Raw genomic sequence first — 19,160 nt, 5'->3', positions numbered from 1 at the left:
ATTTTACTGCTTTCATACCACTATATTCACCAGCAGGAAACGCTATGATCTGCAAGCCTGCTATTTCAGGAATCCATTGACAATCTGTGCTTCCGCTTCCTCCTCCGTCAGCCCCAGGGTCATCAGCTTTACAATCTGCTCTCCTGCGATCTTTCCGATGGCAGCCTCATGGATCAATGCCGCGTCAATGTTGTTGGCGATCAGTCCCGGAATAGCAAATATCTTTGCATCATCCATGATGATGGCGTCGCATTCCGTATGGCCGCTGCATTTTGCATTTCCCACGATCTTGGAATTGAAGGTCTGTTTTGATTGATCCTTTGCCACAGAGCGGGAAACCACATCTGCGCTGGCATCGTCTCCGTTCAGCTCCACGATGTAGGTGCTCTCCGCCTCCTGAGTCCCATGGGTCAGAAGGCGCTCCCTTACGATCAGCTTTGCCCCTGCTGCCAGCTCGGCGGTATTGGTGCGGTTGGTGGAGTCCACGCCCTTTATCTGGACCATTTCCATTTCCATGAAGCTGTTTTCCTCCATGTAAACCTCTGTGCCCGGATTTAAGATGCGCTTTCCCGTGCCGTCTCCCTCGCCGTAGTGCTTTTCCACATATTTCACGTGGGCATTTTTCCCTACAAAGAAGCGATGGATGCCGTCATGCTCGGAGTCCTGGTTCCCGCAGTTATGGATGCCGCAGCCTGCCACGATCACCACATCCGCGTCATCGCCGATATAGAAGTCATTGTACACGACCTCCTTTAATCCGCTGGCGCTCACTACCACCGGGATGTGGACACTCTCATGCTTTGTGCCCGGCTTGATGCGGATATCAATGCCCGGCTTGTCTGTCTTTGTCACAATGTCAATGTTGGCCGTGGTGTTCCTTCCGGCCATCTGTCCGTTTGCGCGGATGTTGTAGGCTCCCTCCGGTACGCCGTGAAGATCCGCTACCTCTTCCAATATTCTCTCCTGGATCTGATCCATGGTTCCTTCCTCCTTCACGTTACTTATGAAAGTCCTGCCGCCGACAGGCGGCACTAAGTTCAGGTATGCCAAGTGCGCCCGCCAGACTTTCATGGTGCGGTGGCGCGTCCGCCAGCCGGGCGCATGCAGGCTTACTGTACCTTATCATAAAAACCGCTGCATGCATCTACTGCTGATGCGGTTCCCATGATCGTGGGCATGATTTCCTCTCTTGTGCCGCGGTTCACCACTTTTCCGTCAGCGATCACCACGATCTCATCTGCAATATTCAAAATACGCTCCTGATGGGAAATGATCAGGATCGAACCATTGTTGCTCTTTCTCATGCGCTCAAATACCTGAATCAGGTTCTGGAAGCTCCACAGGTCAATTCCTGCCTCCGGCTCGTCAAATACGGAGAGCTTCGATGCCCTGGCGATCACCGTGGCGATCTCAATACGCTTCAGCTCACCGCCTGATAAGCTGGCATTGACCTCGCGGTTAATATAATCCTTTGCGCAGAGTCCCACCTCTGACAAATACTGACAGGCCTCAGCCACTGTCAGCTTTTTCCCGGAAGCAAGGCGCAGAAGGTCCAGCACCTGGACTCCCTTAAACCGCACGGGCTGCTGGAAGGCAAAGCTGATACCGAGCTTCGCTCTGTCCGTAATGCTCATGTCCGTGATATCCTGTCCGTCAAAATAGATCCGGCCTGAAGTTGGACGCTCAATTCCCATGATCAGCTTTGCGGTCGTGGACTTGCCGCCGCCGTTGGGTCCTGTGATCACTACAAACTTCCCATCGTCAATGGTAAGGCTGATATCCTTGATAATGCCTTTTTCCCCTTTTTCATCATTGACCTCAAAGGAAAGATTCTCTAATGTAAGCATGAAATTTCCTACCTCTCTCTTGTTTTCGTTCACTGTCATGCCAAATGACGCCATAAGTTATAGTATATACCATTTATAACGAAATTACTATGAAAACTTTACCTCTGTTGGCAAAAAATAGCTGTTGCTTTTGCAACATTTATCCGGTCATTTTTCGACATAAAAAAAACAGGAAGCTCCTTTCGCTTCCTGTCATTTTCCTCGTGCAGAAGAAGGGAGTCGAACCCTCAAGGTATTGCTACCACACGGACCTGAACCGTGCGCGTCTGCCAATTCCGCCACTTCTGCATTCGCTGCTCTCTCAAGCAACGTAGATAATTATAATAGAGGAATCGAATTTTGTCAATCATTTTTTGAATTGTTTGAAAAAAATATCTGTTTAGAAAAATTCCAAATGATTCTGCCGCAGGGAGGAACCGCAGCAGCCATATTGCGCTGCCCCGGCTCCTCTCTCTGCGGCAAAATACGATTCCTATGCCCTGAGCTCAATTCCCAGCCCATTCAGGCCATTTAATATCTTGTTCATCACAGCGGTAACTTCCTTCTCCTCCAGCGTGTGATCCTTTGCACGGAAGGTGATGGAGTAGGCCACGGACTTATGTCCTGCAAGGACCTGGGCGCCCTCGTAGATGTCGAAGAGATGATAGCTCTCCAGCACCTTGCCGCCTCTCTGCTCAATGATATCCTCGATCTGTCCAACCATGATATCCTTTGGAACGACCATACTGATATCGCGGGTCACAGCCGGGAACCTGGCGATTCCGGTGTATTTTCTGTCAAAGGTCGTGTATTCCATGATAGCAGGCATATCGATCACTGCAATATAAGCGCGGTCGCCGATCTTGTAGTTGTCAGCCACCTCAGGATGAAGCTCTCCTAAGAAGCCCACAACCTTCTTATCATAGACAATGTCGGCCTTTCTGCCCGGATGCAGGTATGGATGATCTCCATTTGGATCGTAATGAGGCTTTTTGCTCATTCCAACCTTGTCAAAGAACTCCTCCACTACGCCCTTCATGGTGAAGAAATCACCGTCCCCGTACATTCCCAGGGTGAACTGCATGCGCTCGTCGGGAAGCTCTGTCAGAGGCAGTGCCTTGGGACGGTATACATTTGCCAGCTCGTAGAGACGCACATCCTTATTGCGGCGGTTGTAGTTGGTTGCCAGGGATGTGAGCATACCGTTTAAGGATAGGGTACGCATCACGCTGAAGTCCTCGCCCAGCGGATTGGAAATATTCACGGTCATGCGCATGGGGCTGTCAGCCGGGAGCAGCAGCTTGTCAAATACCTTCGGGCTCTCAAAGGAATATGTCATGCCCTGGGAGAAGCCGCAGAACTCAGCTGTCTCTCTGGCTACATTTTCAATAAGAAGCTTGTGGGAAAGCTTTCCGGTGGTTGCCTCACCGGAGGGCAGTGTGGTCGGGATCTTATCATATCCGAAGAATCTTGCCACTTCCTCTGCAATATCAGCCGTGCGCTCCAGATCCTGACGCCAGGTGGGAGCGATGATCTCCTCTGTCTCCGGGTCATAGCCCAGATCCAGGGCCTTAAAGTATTCCAGCATGGTCTCCTTCTCTACATTTGTTCCCAGCAGCTTGTTGATGCGCTCCGGCTCAAAGGGGATCCTCTTCTCGGTGCGCTTCTCCTGGTAAATGTCGATCATGCCTCCTACGACCTCTCCGGCTCCCAGCTCCTCGATCAGCTGGCAGGCGCGGTTTACGGCCTCCTCTGCGGTATTGGGGTCAAGGCCCTTCTCATACTTGCCGGAGGCATCGGTACGAAGGCCCAGCTTCTTTGCGGAAAGGCGGATATTGGTGCCGTCAAAGCAGGCGGACTCAAATACCATGGAGCGCACATTGTCTGTGATCTTTGAGTTCTCACCGCCCATGATGCCTGCAATGCCGACTTCCTTTTCCCCGTCATTGATCATCAAGATCGTGGAATCCAGCTTCCGCTGCTGTCCGTCCAGAGTCTGGAACACATCTCCGTCCTTTGCGCATTTTACCACGATCTCGTGGCCTGCCAGCTGGTCGTAGTCAAATGCGTGCATGGGCTGTCCATACTCCTCCATGACGTAGTTTGTGATATCTACGATGTTGCTGATGGGACGGATGCCGCTGGCTGCCAGACGGCGCTGCATCCACTCAGGGGAAGGGCCAAGCTTAATGTTCTTTACCATTCTTGCAATGTAGCGCGGGCACAGCTCGGTATTTTCCACACGCACCTTTAAATAGTCGTGGATGTCCTCGTTATTGCCTGTAGGTGTTACCACCGGCGGATGGAAGGGCTTGCGGAAGGTGGCTGCCGCCTCCCTTGCAATGCCTACCACGCTGTAGCAGTCCACGCGGTTGGAGGTGATCTCGTATTCAAATACCACATCCCTTAAGCCTAAAATGCGCACCGCATCGTCTCCCGGAACGCTGTCAGGCGGAAGCAGGTAAATGCCGCTCTCCGGTGCGTCCGGGTACATATTCCGGTCAGAGCCCAGCTCCTCGATGGAGCACATCATGCCGTTGGACTCCACGCCCCTTAATTTGCCCTTCTTGATCTTCACTCCGTCCTCAGGCAGAGGGCCGCCGTCATGGCCTCCCGCCACACGGCCTCCGTCCAGAACCACCGGAACCTTCACGCCGATGGATTCCTCGGTGATATTGGGAGCTCCGGTAACGATCTGTACCGGCGCTTCAGCGCCTACATTTACCTGGCATACAACCAGCTTATTGGCATCCGGATGGCGCTCCACAGAGAGCACCTCGCCCACTACGATCTTCTCCAGGTTCTTATCTAAACAGGTATATCCCTCCACCTTTGTGCCCGTAAGGGTCATGGCGTCTGTGTACTCCCGGGCAGTCACATCCAGATCCGGGACATAGGCTTTGATCCATGATAATGCTGTATTCATGTCGTTTCTCCTTCTATCTAAAATTTTATCGCTTATCAGAACTGCTTTAAAAACCGAATATCATTCTCATACAGCAGACGCATATCGTCGATCTCGTATTTTAACAGCGCAATACGCTCCAAGCCTACGCCGAAGGCAAAGCCTGTATATGCATCGGGATCAATGCCGCACATTTCAAGTACATGGGGATGCACCATGCCGCAGCCCAGGATCTCGATCCAGCCTGAGCCCTTGCAGAACCGGCAGCCCTTGCCGCCGCACTTAAAGCAGCTCACATCCATCTCGGCGCTGGGCTCTGTGAATGGGAAATGATGGGGACGGAACTTTACCTTTGTGTCCTCGCCGAACATTTCCTTTGCAAACTCTGCCAGGGTTCCCTTTAAGTCTGCAAGTGTGATATTCTTGTCAATTACCAGTCCCTCTACCTGGTGGAAGGAGGGAGAATGGGTGGCGTCCACCTCGTCAGAGCGGAACACGCGTCCCGGTGAGATCATACGGATCGGAAGCTTGCCCTTCTCCATGGTGCGCGCCTGAACCGGTGAGGTCTGGGTTCTCAGCACAATGTCTTTATTGATATAGAAGGTATCCTGCTCGTCCTTTGCCGGATGGTTCGGAGGAATGTTCAGCTTTGTGAAGTTGTACTCATCGTACTCGATCTCCGGCCCTTCTATGACCTCATAGCCCATTCCAACGAAGATGCGCTCAACAGCCTCCAGAGCAATGGTATTGGGATGGCTGTGGCCCACATTGTTCTTCTTTGCAGGAAGAGTAACATCGATAACCTCCCTCTTTAACTGCTCCTCGCGGGCCTTCTTTGCCAGGGCGGTCTTTGCCTCCTCCAGCTTTCCTTCAATGACAGCTCTTGCGTCATTCACCATCTGTCCCACCTTCGGGCGCTCCTCCGGCGCAACATTTTTCATGCCCTTTAACAGATTCGTCAGTTCTCCCTTCTTTCCCAGATAGGATACGCGGATGTCATTCAGCTTTTCCAAGGCATCGGAAGCTGCGATCTGCTTTAAGGCTTCTTCTTTGATTTTTTCTAACTGCTCTCTCATGGCTTCTCCTTTTCTATTGGTCCGGGCGGTAACAAAAAAATCCCGCCCCTTCCATCACAGAAGGGACGGGACATATACCCGCGGTACCACCCTGGTTCCTGTCATTCCTATGTAACCATAAAAACAGACAGACACTTGATGCATGTAACGTATGCCAACGTCGCAGGCTAATGGGCTTTTCATGGGCCCTTCACCTGTGCGGCTCCAGTGGGAAATTCAGCTCTCTTACGTGAACCTGGGATGGCTTTCAGCCGGTGGCCCTCCCTCTCTGCCGGAACATAAGCGCTTACTGTACACCTTCATTGCCTTTGGATATAAAACCTAATGTACATTCTAGCGGCTTATTTTGAAAAAGTCAAGAGGGGAGACGCCTTTTTTGCATTGAGCTGCGGCAGTTCAGGTAATCGTTCAGCCGGTGCAGCCGTTTGGAGGGCTGCCGTATTGGCCTGTAATCGGATTTTACGTTTCGTCTATGGCCATCCGAATGTTCTTTCGATCCATGGATTCCAGCATTTGCGATGATTGCCTGAATTGCGGATTAAGCGTTTGCGCTTTTCTGAAATACTCTTTTGCCCTGCGGAGCTCTTCTGCTGTGTCTCCCATGCAAAGGCAGCAGTTTCCGAGGTTAAAATAAGCCAGATAATAGCTGCTGTCTGACGTTATGGCTTTTTCCAGATAGCTTTGGGCCTCATCATATTGATACAGGCAGCAGCACGCACAGCCCATATTGTTGAGGATCGGGCTGCTGTTCTCCGCATAACCAAGGGCTGTTTTATAATAACTCCGCGCTGCTTCATACTTTCCTATGGCATAAACCTCATCGCCGTTCTTCTTATTCAGCTTTGCGTAGAAGCTCCGGCGTTCAGATAACCGGAGCTGTGTCTCGATCTCTTTGGCAGTGTCATTTAAATCCCTATAGCACTTCAACAATAACTCAAAATACCTAATGTCTTCAACTCCAAAGGAAATGGCCTCTTCTGCCAGTTTAGCGGCCCTTTGAGGATCTCCCAGGCTCCGCAGGGCAATTGCAAGATTGTATCGGCTTCTTGCGTCCTGACTATCAAATTTTATGGCCTTTTCATAATAACCTACTCCTTTTTCCGGATACCCGTTTTCAGCATACATGAGGCCCAGGAATTTAAAATATCGAGGATCGTCTGCATATGGTGCAGCCATGCTGCCGATTTCTTCTTCCGTAAACTTCTTATTTTGATCGGCCTTCACTTTATAAAATACCACTCTGAAACGGTGGTATTTCGTGTCCTCCAATTCCTGGCATCTGACTGCATCCTTATAAGCCTGCCCGTACTCCGGCTCCTTTTTGTTCGCATAGCAAATTGCTCTTTGATTGTAGTAATCTGCTTTCTCCTTTATTTCAATTGCCCTGGAAAAATATATTATAGCATCGCCATAAGCAAACCTCTCTATGTAACACATTCCCTGCAGCCAATAGCATTCGTCCCTATATGGAAAAACGGATACGGCTTTTGACGCATAGAGCATTGCCCCGTCATAATTTTTCTCCTGATAGCATATCTGCGCCATATAAAATAATGCTCTGTCATTATCCGCCTCAGCATCCAGGCATTCTGTAAAATACTGCTTTGCCTGCCCAAACGCCTTTTCCTGATAGTGATAAATGCCCAGATACACAAGATTGTTCGCCAGACTCTTCTGCTGCTGTGACTGATCAAATGCTTCCAAAGCCGCTTTATACTTTTTTTGATAAAAATAGCATGCTCCCTTATAAGATAGGATTTCCGCTCCGAATTCATTCCCATACTGCAGTGCACGATCCAAATCTTCAAAAATAGACTTGATGAAGCTCTCCTCTGTGCCATAGGCGTGATGCAGCGCATCATTGGCTGAGGCGATGTATGGAGACACCTCCAAAATACGGACCTTCACCCTTCCCCGCTGATAATAATACTTTTCCGGATGGTAATTATTCTTTAAAAGGACGTCATAGCATTCCAGTTCGTCCGCATAGCGGTTCAGGTTCCTGTAGCAGGAAGCTTTTCTTCTCATAACCGCTTTCAGGCTCTTTTTCTTCTTCAGCTTACCGGCAGGCACTGCATTCAATTTTGCCAGCGCCCATTCATACTTTCCCAGCATCATAAATGCGTCTGCATAATAAGTAAAATACCGCACCTGCCCGATCTGCCTTGCGCTGCAGTTATTCAGATATTTCACTGCCTCCATGGGCCTGTTCTCTGCAAGGCATTTTCCCGCATTGACAAAGGTATTAGAGGTTTCCCCCAGAATCTGGCTAATATCGCTTTCATCTGCCTGGGGGCCCGGCACTCCCTCTTTCAAGCCCTTTTGGATTTCCTTTTCTACATTTTCTTCTATTTTCCTTCCGCGCTTTATACGACGTTCTATGATCCAGAGCCAGACCAGCAGGGAAATGATCCCAATGGACGTGGATAGCTCCAAAACATAACCAGCTATGATCACCAGCGCGGATAATATGGCCGCTTTTTTCAGAAGCTGAAGCTTCTTATCGTCCTCATAGCACTCTATGAACCATCCAACGGCTGAAATAAAACCAAAGACAGAAGACAAGACATCAAACAGTGTGTTCTTACCTATCAGTTCATGAATCACATCCTTCATTTTCATCCCCCTCCCCTGGTATCATTTAGTATAACATAAACGCAGTCGCTGCGGTAGGGGCAAAGAGGAAAAATGCGGCATTCGCAGGATAAAAGCAGCTCTGGCCGGCGCTTGCCTAATAAGTCACAGTCGGCTCCGGCTCCACCAGTTCGGACACCTCATCGGTGCCGTAGACCTTTATGCTGCCTCCGCTTCCTACCTCCCACTTGTTGTCATTCCCGTCTGTTACCTTTGTATTTTTCATCACCTTTCCGCTGGCATTCAACAGGCGCTTTCCTTCGCCTGGGATGTCAAACACTTCGTATTTGGAGGCCTTGTCCGCCTTCTGGAGCTTTCCCTTGTAGTAGGCGTAGCCGTCCTTGATGCCTGTGACTCCTTTGCCGGAGGTATCAAAATAGTATTCGGATTTTCCGGAATCAATCCCGTCCTCCACCAGGCATTTTCCAGTGACGCATTTCCGGTTTCCGTTCTCCTCCCCAAAGTAGTACAGGCTTCCGCTGATCTCGATCAGGCCTGCCTTGCAGTTTCCGTACATATCAAAGGCGTACTTCTCCTGCTGGATCTTCTTGATCAGGAACTGGTCCGTGTTCGCGCACACGGGTTCCCCGTTGCTTTCAAAATAGTACCACTCGGCATCGCCGGAAACATTCTCATCATCCGGGCCCATAATCTGGAGCCAGCTGCTCTCCACGCGCTCGCCCAGCTGCCAGGCCGTGTCCTCCTCTGAAGCGGGATTGTAGAAATATTTATAGCCTTTCATGGCCGGGGTTTTGCTGCTGACCTTTACCCAGCCGATCTGGATAATGCCATCGTCATCCACACAAAACTGCTTTCCGTCAATAACGACCTCCTTATAGCCGCTGTCAGAGAAACGCTTCCGGCCGGAGGTGCTGTTAAAATAAAACCAGGCGTACTCCCCATGATTATTTAAATATTCCTGGACATGCTCGTCATCCCTCCAGCTGTCGGGGATCAGGAGGTACTGCCAGCCATAGACACGGGCCCCGTCATCACCGCAGTAGTACACGGCGCTGTCATCGTCATCGCTGATCCAGCCAGTCTGCATCACCCCGCTGGTGTTAAAGCGGTAATAATTGTCCCCCACCTTCTTCCAGCCGTCCATCAGGATCTTCCCGTCCTTGCCTGCATAATACCAGTAGGTATATTCCGCATTCCGGGAGTCCAGGCCGCTGACAGAAAACCATTCATTTTCATACAGGGCCCCGTCCTCTCCCAGATAGCGGCGGTTTCCGCTGTTATCCGTCATCCAGCGTTTCCGGTAGGAATATCCGTTTGCATCAAAATAATAGTTCTTTCCCTCGATCTCATGGTAGCCGTCCTTCAGTACATCCCCGTCTGCCTGGGCATAATACCAGGCATGGGTCACCTCCCCTGTATTGGCATTTGTGCTGTCAATGGAAAACCAGCCGCTGTTCTTCAGGACGCCGTCCTCATCCAGGTAGTAGCGCTTCTTTCCGTCCACAAACCAGCGTTTCCGATAGGAGAGGCCGTTTGCGTCAAAATAATACCATTTTCCATCCAGCTCTCCCCAGCCGCCGCGCCAGACGGAGCCGTTGGAATCTGCGTGATACCAGTTGGTGTACTCCTGGCCGTTGGAGTTGGTCCCGGTAATGGAAAACCAGCCTGTCTTAAGGGCTCCCGTCTCGTCTACGTAGTATCTGGCGTCCTCCAGGTTGAACCAGCGCTTCCGGTAGGAATTGCCGGAGGCGTCAAAATAGTAGGTCACGCCGTCCAGCACATGCCAGCCATTGGTTAAAAGGGAGCCGTCCTCCTGGGCATAGTACCAGTTGGTGTATGGGTTCCCCTTGCTGTCAATGTTATCAACAGAAAACCAGCCTGGACCCAGGCGCGCACCGTTCTCGTCCACATAGTAGCGCTTCTCCTCCAGGACAAAATTGGTCTTTCTGGGGGAATTTCCTCCAGCATAGAAATAATACTGCTTTCCTCCGATCTCATACCAGCCGTTTACCAGGATCTTTCCGTCTGATCCGGCGTAATACCACAGGGTAGAGGCCTTGGAGGAGGGCAACGTGGGGTCATTGGTGATACTGAACCATTCATTTTCATAGCGGGAGCCATCTGCCTTCACACGGTAGCGGCTTCCCTCAAAGCTCACCCAGTTATCTGTGACAATAAGGCCATTTCCGCCCACATAGCGCATGGTGCCGTCCGGCCAGGCGAGCCACTGGTTGGTCAGCTTCTTCTCATTTTCCATATAATACCAGTTCTGGCTGTCGTCCTGCTGCCAGCCATCCTCGGCAAAGGCCGGTATGGCAAAAAGCGCAAGAGATAATGCCAGGCCCCCGGCGCTGCAGGTTAAGAATCTGACTGCGCCCCCCCTGCTCATTTTTCCTTTTTTTCTCATAATTGTTCTCCTCTGTTCCAGTATTTTCTGATCAGCTGCCAGACGTTTGCCGCGCCTCTCCCCCCAGCCCTTAAAACCTTTTATTCCACCGTCACCGACTTTGCCAGGTTCCTGGGCTTGTCCACGTCCAGGCCCTTTGCCACGCTCACATAGTAGCCCATGAGCTGCAATGAGATAATGGCAAGGCTGGTGGCGAAATATTCCTCTGTCCTTGGAACATAAACAGAAAAATCGGCTGTATCTTCGATATTGTAGTTTCCATAGCTGGTAAGGCCCATCAGGTAGGCCCCCCGGCTCTTTACCTCTACCATGTTGCTGATGGTCTTTTCAAATAATGCCTTCTGGGTCAGCACCCCTACAACCAGGGTTCCGTCCTCGATCAGGCTGATGGTCCCATGCTTTAATTCTCCTGCCGCATAAGCCTCGGAGTGGATGTAGCTGATCTCCTTCATCTTCAGGCTTCCTTCAAGGCTGATCGCATAGTCGATTCCCCTTCCTATGAAGAAAATATCACGGGCATTGGCATATTTGCTGGCAAACCACTGGATACGCTCCTTGTCATCCAGGATCCTCTGGATCTTCCCCGGCAGGGTGTTAAGCTCTGTCAGAAGCTCTTTATAGCGCTCCCGGCTGATCTCATTTCTCACCCATGCGCACTGGATGGCCAGTAAGTATACGGCTGCAAGCTGGGTGCTGTAGGCCTTTGTGGTGGCCACGGAAATCTCCGGCCCGGCATAGGTGTAAAGAATGTAGTCGCTCTCACGCGCAATGCTGGAGCCGACCACATTGACGATCCCCAGCACCGGGATGCCGCGCTCCTTTGCCAACCGCAGGGCAGCCAGGCTGTCAGCTGTCTCCCCGGACTGGGAAATGATGATGACGATGGAATCCTTCTCCAACCTTGGATTACGGTAACGGAATTCAGATGCCAGGTCCACCTCCACAGGGATCCCTGACAGCTCCTCAATCACATATTTCCCTGCCACTCCCACATGGTAGGCGGAGCCGCAGGCCACGATGTAGATGCGCTTAATGGCAGCCAGGCGTTCATCGGTAAGGCCGTCTTCCGCGCCCGCAGCGTTTTCTTTCCCGGCCTGTACAGCATCAGCTTGCATGCCTTCTTCTTTTGCGCCACTGCCCTTTGCGCTTGCCGTCTCCGGGCCTCCAGCTTCTGTTCCTGCGGCCTGTATGCTGCCCGCTCCTATACTGCTGGCTTCCGGCCTCCCGGTCATGACGCATCCTGTCCCCGCGAAGCAGATTTCCCCATCCTTCACATAGGCATTGATGGTATCCTGCACCGCCTTTGGCTGCTCATGGATCTCCTTCAGCATGAAATGCTCAAAGCCGCCCTTCTCGGCAGCCTCCGCATCCCACTTGATCTCCACCATTTCCTTCTCGATCTCTTCCCGGTCAATGTTGTAGAAATGGATCTCATCGCGGGTCAGCTCCGCGATTTCCAGGTTGCCAATATAGTACACATTCCTGGTGCTGTCCAGAATAGCCGGAACGTCAGAGGCAATCAGGCAGCCAGTCTCATTTCTTCCTACGATCAATGGGCTGTCCTTGCGGGCGGCAAAGATGGTGCCGGGATATTCACGGAACATCACTCCAAAGGCATAGGAGCCGCGGATACGCAGCATGGCCCTGGAAATGGCCTCCAGGGGTGTTCCCGTTTTTTTATAATAATAGTCGATCAGCTTTACAGCGACCTCGGTATCTGTCTGGGAATAGAAGGTATAGCCTGATCTTAACAGCTTTTCCTTCAGCTCCTGGTAGTTCTCAATGATACCGTTATGCACCAGCACAACGGATCTGTCCTCCGTACAGTGGGGATGGGCGTTCTGCTCTGATGGCTCCCCATGTGTGGCCCAGCGGGTGTGGCCGATGCCGCAGGTCCCGCAGACGGCTGCGCCGTTGTCGGTTTTCTCAATTAAAATTTTCAAGCGGCCTTTTGCTTTGACAAGCTGCGGCTCGCCCTCTCCTTCACGGATGGCGATGCCCGCTGAGTCATAGCCTCTGTATTCCAGCTTGGATAAGCCCTTTAATAATATGGGAGCTGCCTGCTCCGTTCCGATGTATCCTACGATTCCGCACATTTGATGTTCTCTCCTCTAATATCCGTTTAGAAATCTTAGTTATTATAATACCCATATGACAAATTACTTCTTAATTTCTCTTTGGATGCAGCCCTAGTTCCCGCCGCAACGTTTCTTCCTGCCGCACCTCCATGTTCTTCACATGCTCCCATATCCTGGTCATTTCAACCTCATGCACATTCCAATATATTTTGAAAATACAGCCAAACAATATACTAAGGGATATACCCAGAAAAACATCCAAAATTATACGCCATGTAGTTATCAGGGAATACCCATCTGGGAATATAAGGAAATGAACCTTAAAAACTGTCCAAATAGCAGACCAAGTTCCTCCTACCGTTGCCTGAAAGTAAGGACTGGCATATTTCCACAGCATATTAATCCAATATAATGCCATACACAGACAGCCGCAGACCAGATAAGGGAGCTGTTGAATATGCATATCCAATCCTCTCAGTTTATCTTCTGCCTGGATTTTATCTTCTTCATGCAGTCTGCTAAAATATCTGTGGCGTAACTCCCAGTGATATGTTGCCTGAATATATTCATCCTCCAAAAACACCTGTATGTATGCCGATGCACATGAAACGGCTTTCCAATAATTATAGAAAACTATATATGATGGAAGAATAACAATGAGCGGAAGCAAAAACAAATAATAGTTTTGAAACATTGCACTGTTCATGCCAAGAATCGCTGCAGTTGCAATATACATCATATTACGCACAGACTGGTATTCCTCCATATATTGCAGAATCTCAGTTCTCAGCATCTCATATTCCTTTTCTGGAAATGATAAGGATTCAAAACCTTCGTCTGAATTTTCTTGATGAGGATTGCTTAATGTATTTGTTGCTTGTCTGGGTTTCTTCACATGCTGACCATTCCGCTTCTTTGAACTTATCCTTTTATTACAGTTCATACGTCATTCCTCTATTGTCTCTCATCATATAGAGAGAAGCTAATCCCTTCTAAAGATATCTCTTGTATAAACTTTCTCAGCCACGTTATCCAGGCAGCTATCGTACCTGTTTGCAATAATGGAATTGCTCATTTCTTTAAACTTATTTAAATCATTAACTACCTTGCTACCGAAAAATGTTGTACCATCCTCTAAGGTTGGTTCATAGATGATCACAGCTGCCCCCTTTGCCTTAATGCGCTTCATAACGCCTTGAATGGATGACTAACCTAATCTTAATTGTTCAAAAAGTCTTCTATATACTTTATCATACTCTCTTCTATGCATTCTGCTTCTGCCCGGTTTTTTGCACTGACAGAAATATATATTTTGAGCTTTGGCTCTGTACCAGAAGGGCGTACCACCACGGAACAATTCCCTTCCAACAAATATTTCAGCACATCTGACTTTGGAAGGCCATCTAGTCCTTTTAGATAATCCAGACATGACATTACCTTCCTGCCTGCGATCTCTTCTGTTCTTTTGCGGAGGCTTTTCATAATCTCCTGCATCTTTAAAAATCCGGCTGAGCCCTCAAACTCATAGGAATGAAGCGTATTCATATAATAACCATATTCGTTATACAGTTTATCCAATTTTTCTAACAGGCTCATTCTATTGCTCTTATAATAGGCAAACATCTCACAGATCAAAAAGGCTCCGTTCACTCCGTCCTTATCCCTTACATAGCTGCCGCTCAGGTAGCCATAGCTCTCCTCAAAGCCAAAAATATAGGAATCTTTTTTCCCTATCGATTCCAGCCTGCCGATCTGCTCTCCTATGAACTTAAATCCCGTAAGCACGTTGATTGTCTTCACGCCATAATGCCCGGCAATACGCTCAGCCATGTCAGTCGTAACGATCGTTTTCATCATTATCGGATCTTCCGGCATTGTGCCGTTCTTTTGTCTCTGCGAACATATATAATCCAATAGCAGCAAGCCTGTCTCATTGGCTGAAAGCAGAACATAGCTGCCACCGTCATTTCTCACCGCAATCCCAACGCGGTCACAGTCCGGATCCGTGGCAAGTACAAGATCCGCTTGATACCTTTTTGCATACTCTATCCCCAATGACATCGCTTCTTTGACTTCCGGGTTCGGATAAGGGCAGGTGGGGAAGTGTCCATCCGGCTGTTCCTGCTCTTTTACCACTGTTATATTGGTATAACCAGCTTCCTTCAATGTACGCAGTACCGGTTTTAAGCCAGTACCATTCAATGGAGAATATATAATAGAGACATCCTTATTAATTTCTTCCTTTAATACAGATTCCTTCTTTACATGTTCTACAAAATCCGTATATACCTCCTCCGATATATATTGAATATCGCCAGCCAGCATTCCCCTATGAAAATCCACTGATTTTATGCCATTGAACAGATCTATCCTTTCGATTTCCCCAAAAATCTCTTTCGCAGCTTCTGTTGTGATCTGGCAGCCATCTGGCCCATATACCTTATACCCATTATATTTGCTGGGATTGTGAGAGGCGGTTATCATAATACCCGCAGAGCATTTTAATTTTCTCACGGCAAAGGAAAGACATGGCGTTGGCATAAGTTCAGAATAAATATGTATCTTAATTCCATTAGCTGCAAACACTTCCGATGCTATCCGTGCAAATATATCTGATTTTATACGCGAATCATAGCTGACGGCAACACGCCTTTCTTCCTCCGAAAAATGCTTTATGATGTAATTTGCAAGCCCCTGTGATGCTTTTGCAACCGTATAAATGTTCATACGGTTCGTACCCGCTCCAATGATTCCCCGAAGTCCCCCTGTACCGAATGTCAGTTCCCGATAAAAAGCATCTTCCATTTGCTTCTCATCCATGTTTTTCAATTCATTGATAACATCTTCGTCCAAGATGCCCATACCTGGAACCTTCTCCATCCAAAGCCGATATTCCTTTAAAATGTTCTTGTCCATCTCTCCTCTTACCCTTGCATATTGTTTTCATCTTTTTCCAGAAGGTGCTTCTCCTTGTCATGTACCGTTATCTCTTTTCCCAGCTGAACCTCTATTATCTTCAGCTCTGTCTCTGCAGTCACTGTATGCTTACAGCCTGCTTTCATGGTAATAACAGCTCCATGCCTTACTTCCTGCTTTACACCATCTATAACCGCTTTTCCGCTGCCGGAAATCACGATCCATGCCTCGTCACGATTTCTATGGCTATGGTAATTCATAGAATGTCCCGGATTCAATGTGATCTTAATCGTCAGACTTTCCTTCTCCACATCCAGCACACGAAAACTACCCCAGGATTTCTCTGCAAACATGATCTGCTGCTCAAAGCTGTCCACAAATGACTTAATATAGCTTGACTGCTCCTTATCAGAAACCAGAATCCCCTCCGGGCTTGCGGATATCACCACGTCCTGAAGCCCCATTGCAAGTACAGGAACATCCAGCTCATTAATCACATGCACATTCTCACATGCCTCATTCATAACGGCTTTTCCCACAATAGTTTCTTCCATGGCTTCTGTCAGTGTATTCCAGGTTCCAAGATCCTTCCACTGACCGGCAAAGCGCATTACCTGTATATGATCTTCCTTTTCAACTACTGCATAATCGAAGCTGATTTTTTCTAGGGACTCATACCTTGCAAACAGATCATAATAATCCGTAAATTGGATCAGCTCATGGGCACGGTCCAGTACATATTTCAATTTATATGCAAAGACGCCGCCATTCCACAGCGCGCCCTGACGAATATATTCCTTTGCCCTCTCAAGACTCGGCTTTTCCTTAAACCTTGAAACAGTACTGATGTACTCCTTACTTTCCGGAATGATATATCCATATTTTTCGCTGGGATACGTAGGTTCGATTCCCATAAGAACGAGATTCGCTTCCCCCTTCTCTGCCTGTTCTCCCAGGCATTTGATCATTTCAAAATAATCATCCTCCACATAGGGATCAACTGGGCATACCACCACGGCTTCCTCAAGCCCTACCTTCCGGACATCGTGCAGATAAGCGGACGCCAGGGCAATGGCCGGAAAGGTATCTCTCCGGCAGGGCTCCACTGAAATCCCGATCCCCTCTCCCACCTGATTGTGAATGGCGGAAATCTGCGTCTTGGAGGTTGCGATCGTTACAACCGCATCCTTATCTACTTTGAGTATCTGTCCATATACGCGCTGAAGCATAGATTCATAGCTTCCGTCATCTCTTTTAAAAAGCTTGATAAATTGCTTGCTCCGAATATCATTTGACAGAGGCCACAGCCGTTTTCCTGAGCCTCCGGACAATAATACAATATTCATCTGTTCACCTCATTCTTGCCGCACGTTACTTATCTCTCTGCCCGCATAGGATTGCTCAAAAAATCCTCATAGGATAAACGAATTCCATCTTCTAATTCCGTTTTATAGGTCCATCCCATCTTAGCTGCTTTCGACACATCAAGCAGCTTTCTTGGCGTACCGTTTGGCTTAGAGGTATCCCACAGAATCGTTCCTTTGTAGCCGATCACTTTTGCTACAAGCTCTGTCAGCTCCTTAATGCTTAGTTCCTTACCCGTACCGGCATTTACTGTTTCATTTCCACTGTAATGATTCATTAAGAACACACATAGATCCGCCAGATCATCCACATACAAGAACTCACGCAGGGGGCTGCCGTCTCCCCAACAGGTCACTTCTTTCACGCCATTCACCTTTGCTTCATGAAAACGGCGTATCAGTGCCGGAAGCACATGGCTGTGCTCCGGATGGTAATTGTCATTTGGTCCGTACAGATTTGTAGGCATGACAGAAATATAGTCTGTTCCGTACTGCCGGTTTAAGAACTCGCAGTATTTCAGGCCTGATATCTTTGCCAGCGCGTAGGCCTCATTGGTTTTCTCCAATTCGCTTGTAAGCAGGCAGCTTTCCGGCATAGGCTGGGGAGCCATGCGCGGATATATGCAGGAGGAGCCTAAAAACTCTAGCTTTTTGCACCCGTTTTTCCATGCGCTGTGAATGACATTCATCTCCAATATCATGTTATCATACATGAAGTCCGCCAATGCCTCTGAATTTGCCACGATTCCCCCCACCTTTGCGGCAGCAAGAAATACATACTCCGGCTTTTCCTGTTCAAAAAACGCTTCTACCGCTTCCTGACGGCACAGATCCAATTCTGCATGGGTACGGGTAATAATATTTTCATAGCCCTGTCGCTTTAATTCCCTCACGATGGCGGAACCCACCATTCCGCGGTGTCCGGCTACATAGATTTTTGCATTCTTCTCCATCATGACCTACTTCACCACGCCTTTCTCCAAATACTCTTCCAGATTGCAGCGGATATGCTCCTCCGCCCTCTCAACAGCCACCTTTTCCATATCATGCTTCACCATGATCCTTACCAGCTCTTCAAAGCTGGTCTTTGTGGGATTCCAGCCCAATTGCTTCTTTGCTTTTGTTGGATCCCCCCACAGGTTTACTACATCGGTCGGACGATAAAAATCAGGAGAAACCTCTACCAGCACCTTACCTGTTGCTTTATCGATGCCCTTCTCATCCATACCCTCTCCGGAAAATTCCAGCTCGATTCCCGCATAATGGAACGCCAGCTGGCAAAATTCGCGCACAGAATGCTGCACGCCTGTTGCAATTACAAAATCCTCCGGCTTATCATTCTGAAGGATCAGCCACATGCACTCCACATAATCCTTTGCATATCCCCAATCCCGCAGGCTGGACAGATTGCCAAGATACAGTTTGTCTTGTTTTCCCTGCTTGATTCTGGCAGCTGCCAACGTAATCTTTCTTGTCACAAAGGTTTCACCTCTGCGCTCTGACTCATGGTTAAACAGGATACCGGAACAGCAGAACATATTATAAGCTTCCCGGTATTCTTTCGTAATCCAGAAGCCATACTGCTTTGCTACTGCATAAGGGCTGTATGGATGGAAGGGAGTATTTTCATTCTGTGGAACTTCCTCCACCTTTCCATAAAGTTCAGAAGTAGAGGCCTGGTAAATCCGGCATGTCTCTGCCAAGCCGCAGTGTCTCACTGCCTCCAGAATGCGAAGCACACCTGTTGCATCTACATCTGCCGTAAATTCCGGCTCATCAAAGGAAACCTGTACGTGGCTTTGAGCCGCCAGATTGTAGATCTCATCAGGACGCACCTTTCCGATCACCGCGATCAGGCTCATAGAATCTCCCAGATCGCCATAGTGAAGATGGAAATTCGGATTTCCCTCCAGATGCGCAATTCGCTCTCTGAAATCCGATAACGTATAATTAGTTTCGCAAATTCAATTTCATAAAAATAGACATGGTCTAT

General features: G+C 48.8%; 11 protein-coding genes, 1 tRNA gene, 2 pseudogenes and 1 other annotated feature. All 14 genes and pseudogenes read right to left on the bottom strand.

The window, feature by feature from the left end; all coding sequences use genetic code 11:
* Positions 1-60: 60 nt before the first annotated feature.
* Positions 61-978, bottom strand: coding sequence for a SufB/SufD family protein (locus LIZ87_RS16810; RefSeq protein ID WP_227148543.1), 918 nt, complete (start codon positions 976-978; stop codon positions 61-63).
* Between the two features lie 131 nt (positions 979-1,109).
* On the bottom strand, positions 1,110-1,847 hold the full coding sequence (locus tag LIZ87_RS16805; protein ID WP_227148560.1) for an ABC transporter ATP-binding protein: 738 nt from the start codon (positions 1,845-1,847) through the stop codon (positions 1,110-1,112).
* Between the two features lie 204 nt (positions 1,848-2,051).
* Positions 2,052-2,135, bottom strand: a tRNA-Leu gene (locus LIZ87_RS16800).
* Between the two features lie 184 nt (positions 2,136-2,319).
* On the bottom strand, positions 2,320-4,752 hold the full coding sequence (gene pheT, locus LIZ87_RS16795; RefSeq protein ID WP_227148542.1) for a phenylalanine--tRNA ligase subunit beta: 2,433 nt from the start codon (positions 4,750-4,752) through the stop codon (positions 2,320-2,322).
* 35 nt (positions 4,753-4,787) lie between these two features.
* Positions 4,788-5,807, bottom strand: a complete 1,020-nt coding sequence (gene pheS, locus LIZ87_RS16790; RefSeq protein WP_227148541.1) for a phenylalanine--tRNA ligase subunit alpha — start codon at positions 5,805-5,807, stop codon at positions 4,788-4,790.
* 58 nt (positions 5,808-5,865) lie between these two features.
* Positions 5,866-6,119 (bottom strand) — a binding site (T-box leader).
* Positions 6,120-6,266: 147 nt separating this feature from the next.
* Complete coding sequence (locus LIZ87_RS16785; protein WP_227148540.1) at positions 6,267-8,423, bottom strand: tetratricopeptide repeat protein; 2,157 nt, start codon at positions 8,421-8,423, stop codon at positions 6,267-6,269.
* A gap of 115 nt (positions 8,424-8,538) precedes the next feature.
* Positions 8,539-10,791, bottom strand: a complete 2,253-nt coding sequence (locus LIZ87_RS16780; RefSeq protein ID WP_442912230.1) for a hypothetical protein — start codon at positions 10,789-10,791, stop codon at positions 8,539-8,541.
* A gap of 98 nt (positions 10,792-10,889) precedes the next feature.
* Positions 10,890-12,905 carry a glutamine--fructose-6-phosphate aminotransferase gene (locus tag LIZ87_RS16775; RefSeq protein ID WP_227148538.1) on the bottom strand — a complete coding sequence of 672 codons (2,016 nt, stop codon included), beginning with the start codon at positions 12,903-12,905 and terminating at the stop codon, positions 10,890-10,892.
* Between the two features lie 70 nt (positions 12,906-12,975).
* A complete protein-coding gene (locus tag LIZ87_RS16770; RefSeq protein WP_227148537.1) occupies positions 12,976-13,782 on the bottom strand; it encodes a hypothetical protein in 807 nt (268 codons plus the stop codon).
* 87 nt (positions 13,783-13,869) lie between these two features.
* Positions 13,870-14,094: pseudogene (locus LIZ87_RS16765) on the bottom strand (UDP-glucose 6-dehydrogenase); the annotation flags it as partial.
* A gap of 11 nt (positions 14,095-14,105) precedes the next feature.
* Positions 14,106-15,803, bottom strand: a complete 1,698-nt coding sequence (locus LIZ87_RS16760) for a phospho-sugar mutase (protein WP_330664659.1) — start codon at positions 15,801-15,803, stop codon at positions 14,106-14,108.
* Positions 15,804-15,811: 8 nt separating this feature from the next.
* Complete coding sequence (locus tag LIZ87_RS16755) at positions 15,812-17,149, bottom strand: sugar phosphate nucleotidyltransferase (protein ID WP_227148536.1); 1,338 nt, start codon at positions 17,147-17,149, stop codon at positions 15,812-15,814.
* Between the two features lie 29 nt (positions 17,150-17,178).
* Complete coding sequence (locus LIZ87_RS16750; RefSeq protein ID WP_330664658.1) at positions 17,179-18,120, bottom strand: GDP-L-fucose synthase family protein; 942 nt, start codon at positions 18,118-18,120, stop codon at positions 17,179-17,181.
* Between the two features lie 6 nt (positions 18,121-18,126).
* A pseudogene (gmd, locus tag LIZ87_RS16745) lies at positions 18,127-19,098 on the bottom strand (GDP-mannose 4,6-dehydratase); the annotation flags it as partial.
* Positions 19,099-19,160 lie beyond the last annotated feature (62 nt).

The organism is Lacrimispora sp. 210928-DFI.3.58 (genome assembly GCF_020554865.1).
Classification (GTDB): Bacteria; Bacillota; Clostridia; order Lachnospirales; family Lachnospiraceae; genus Enterocloster.
Note: the sequence above shows the minus strand (reverse complement) of the source record. Positions and strands in the feature narration are given on the sequence as shown.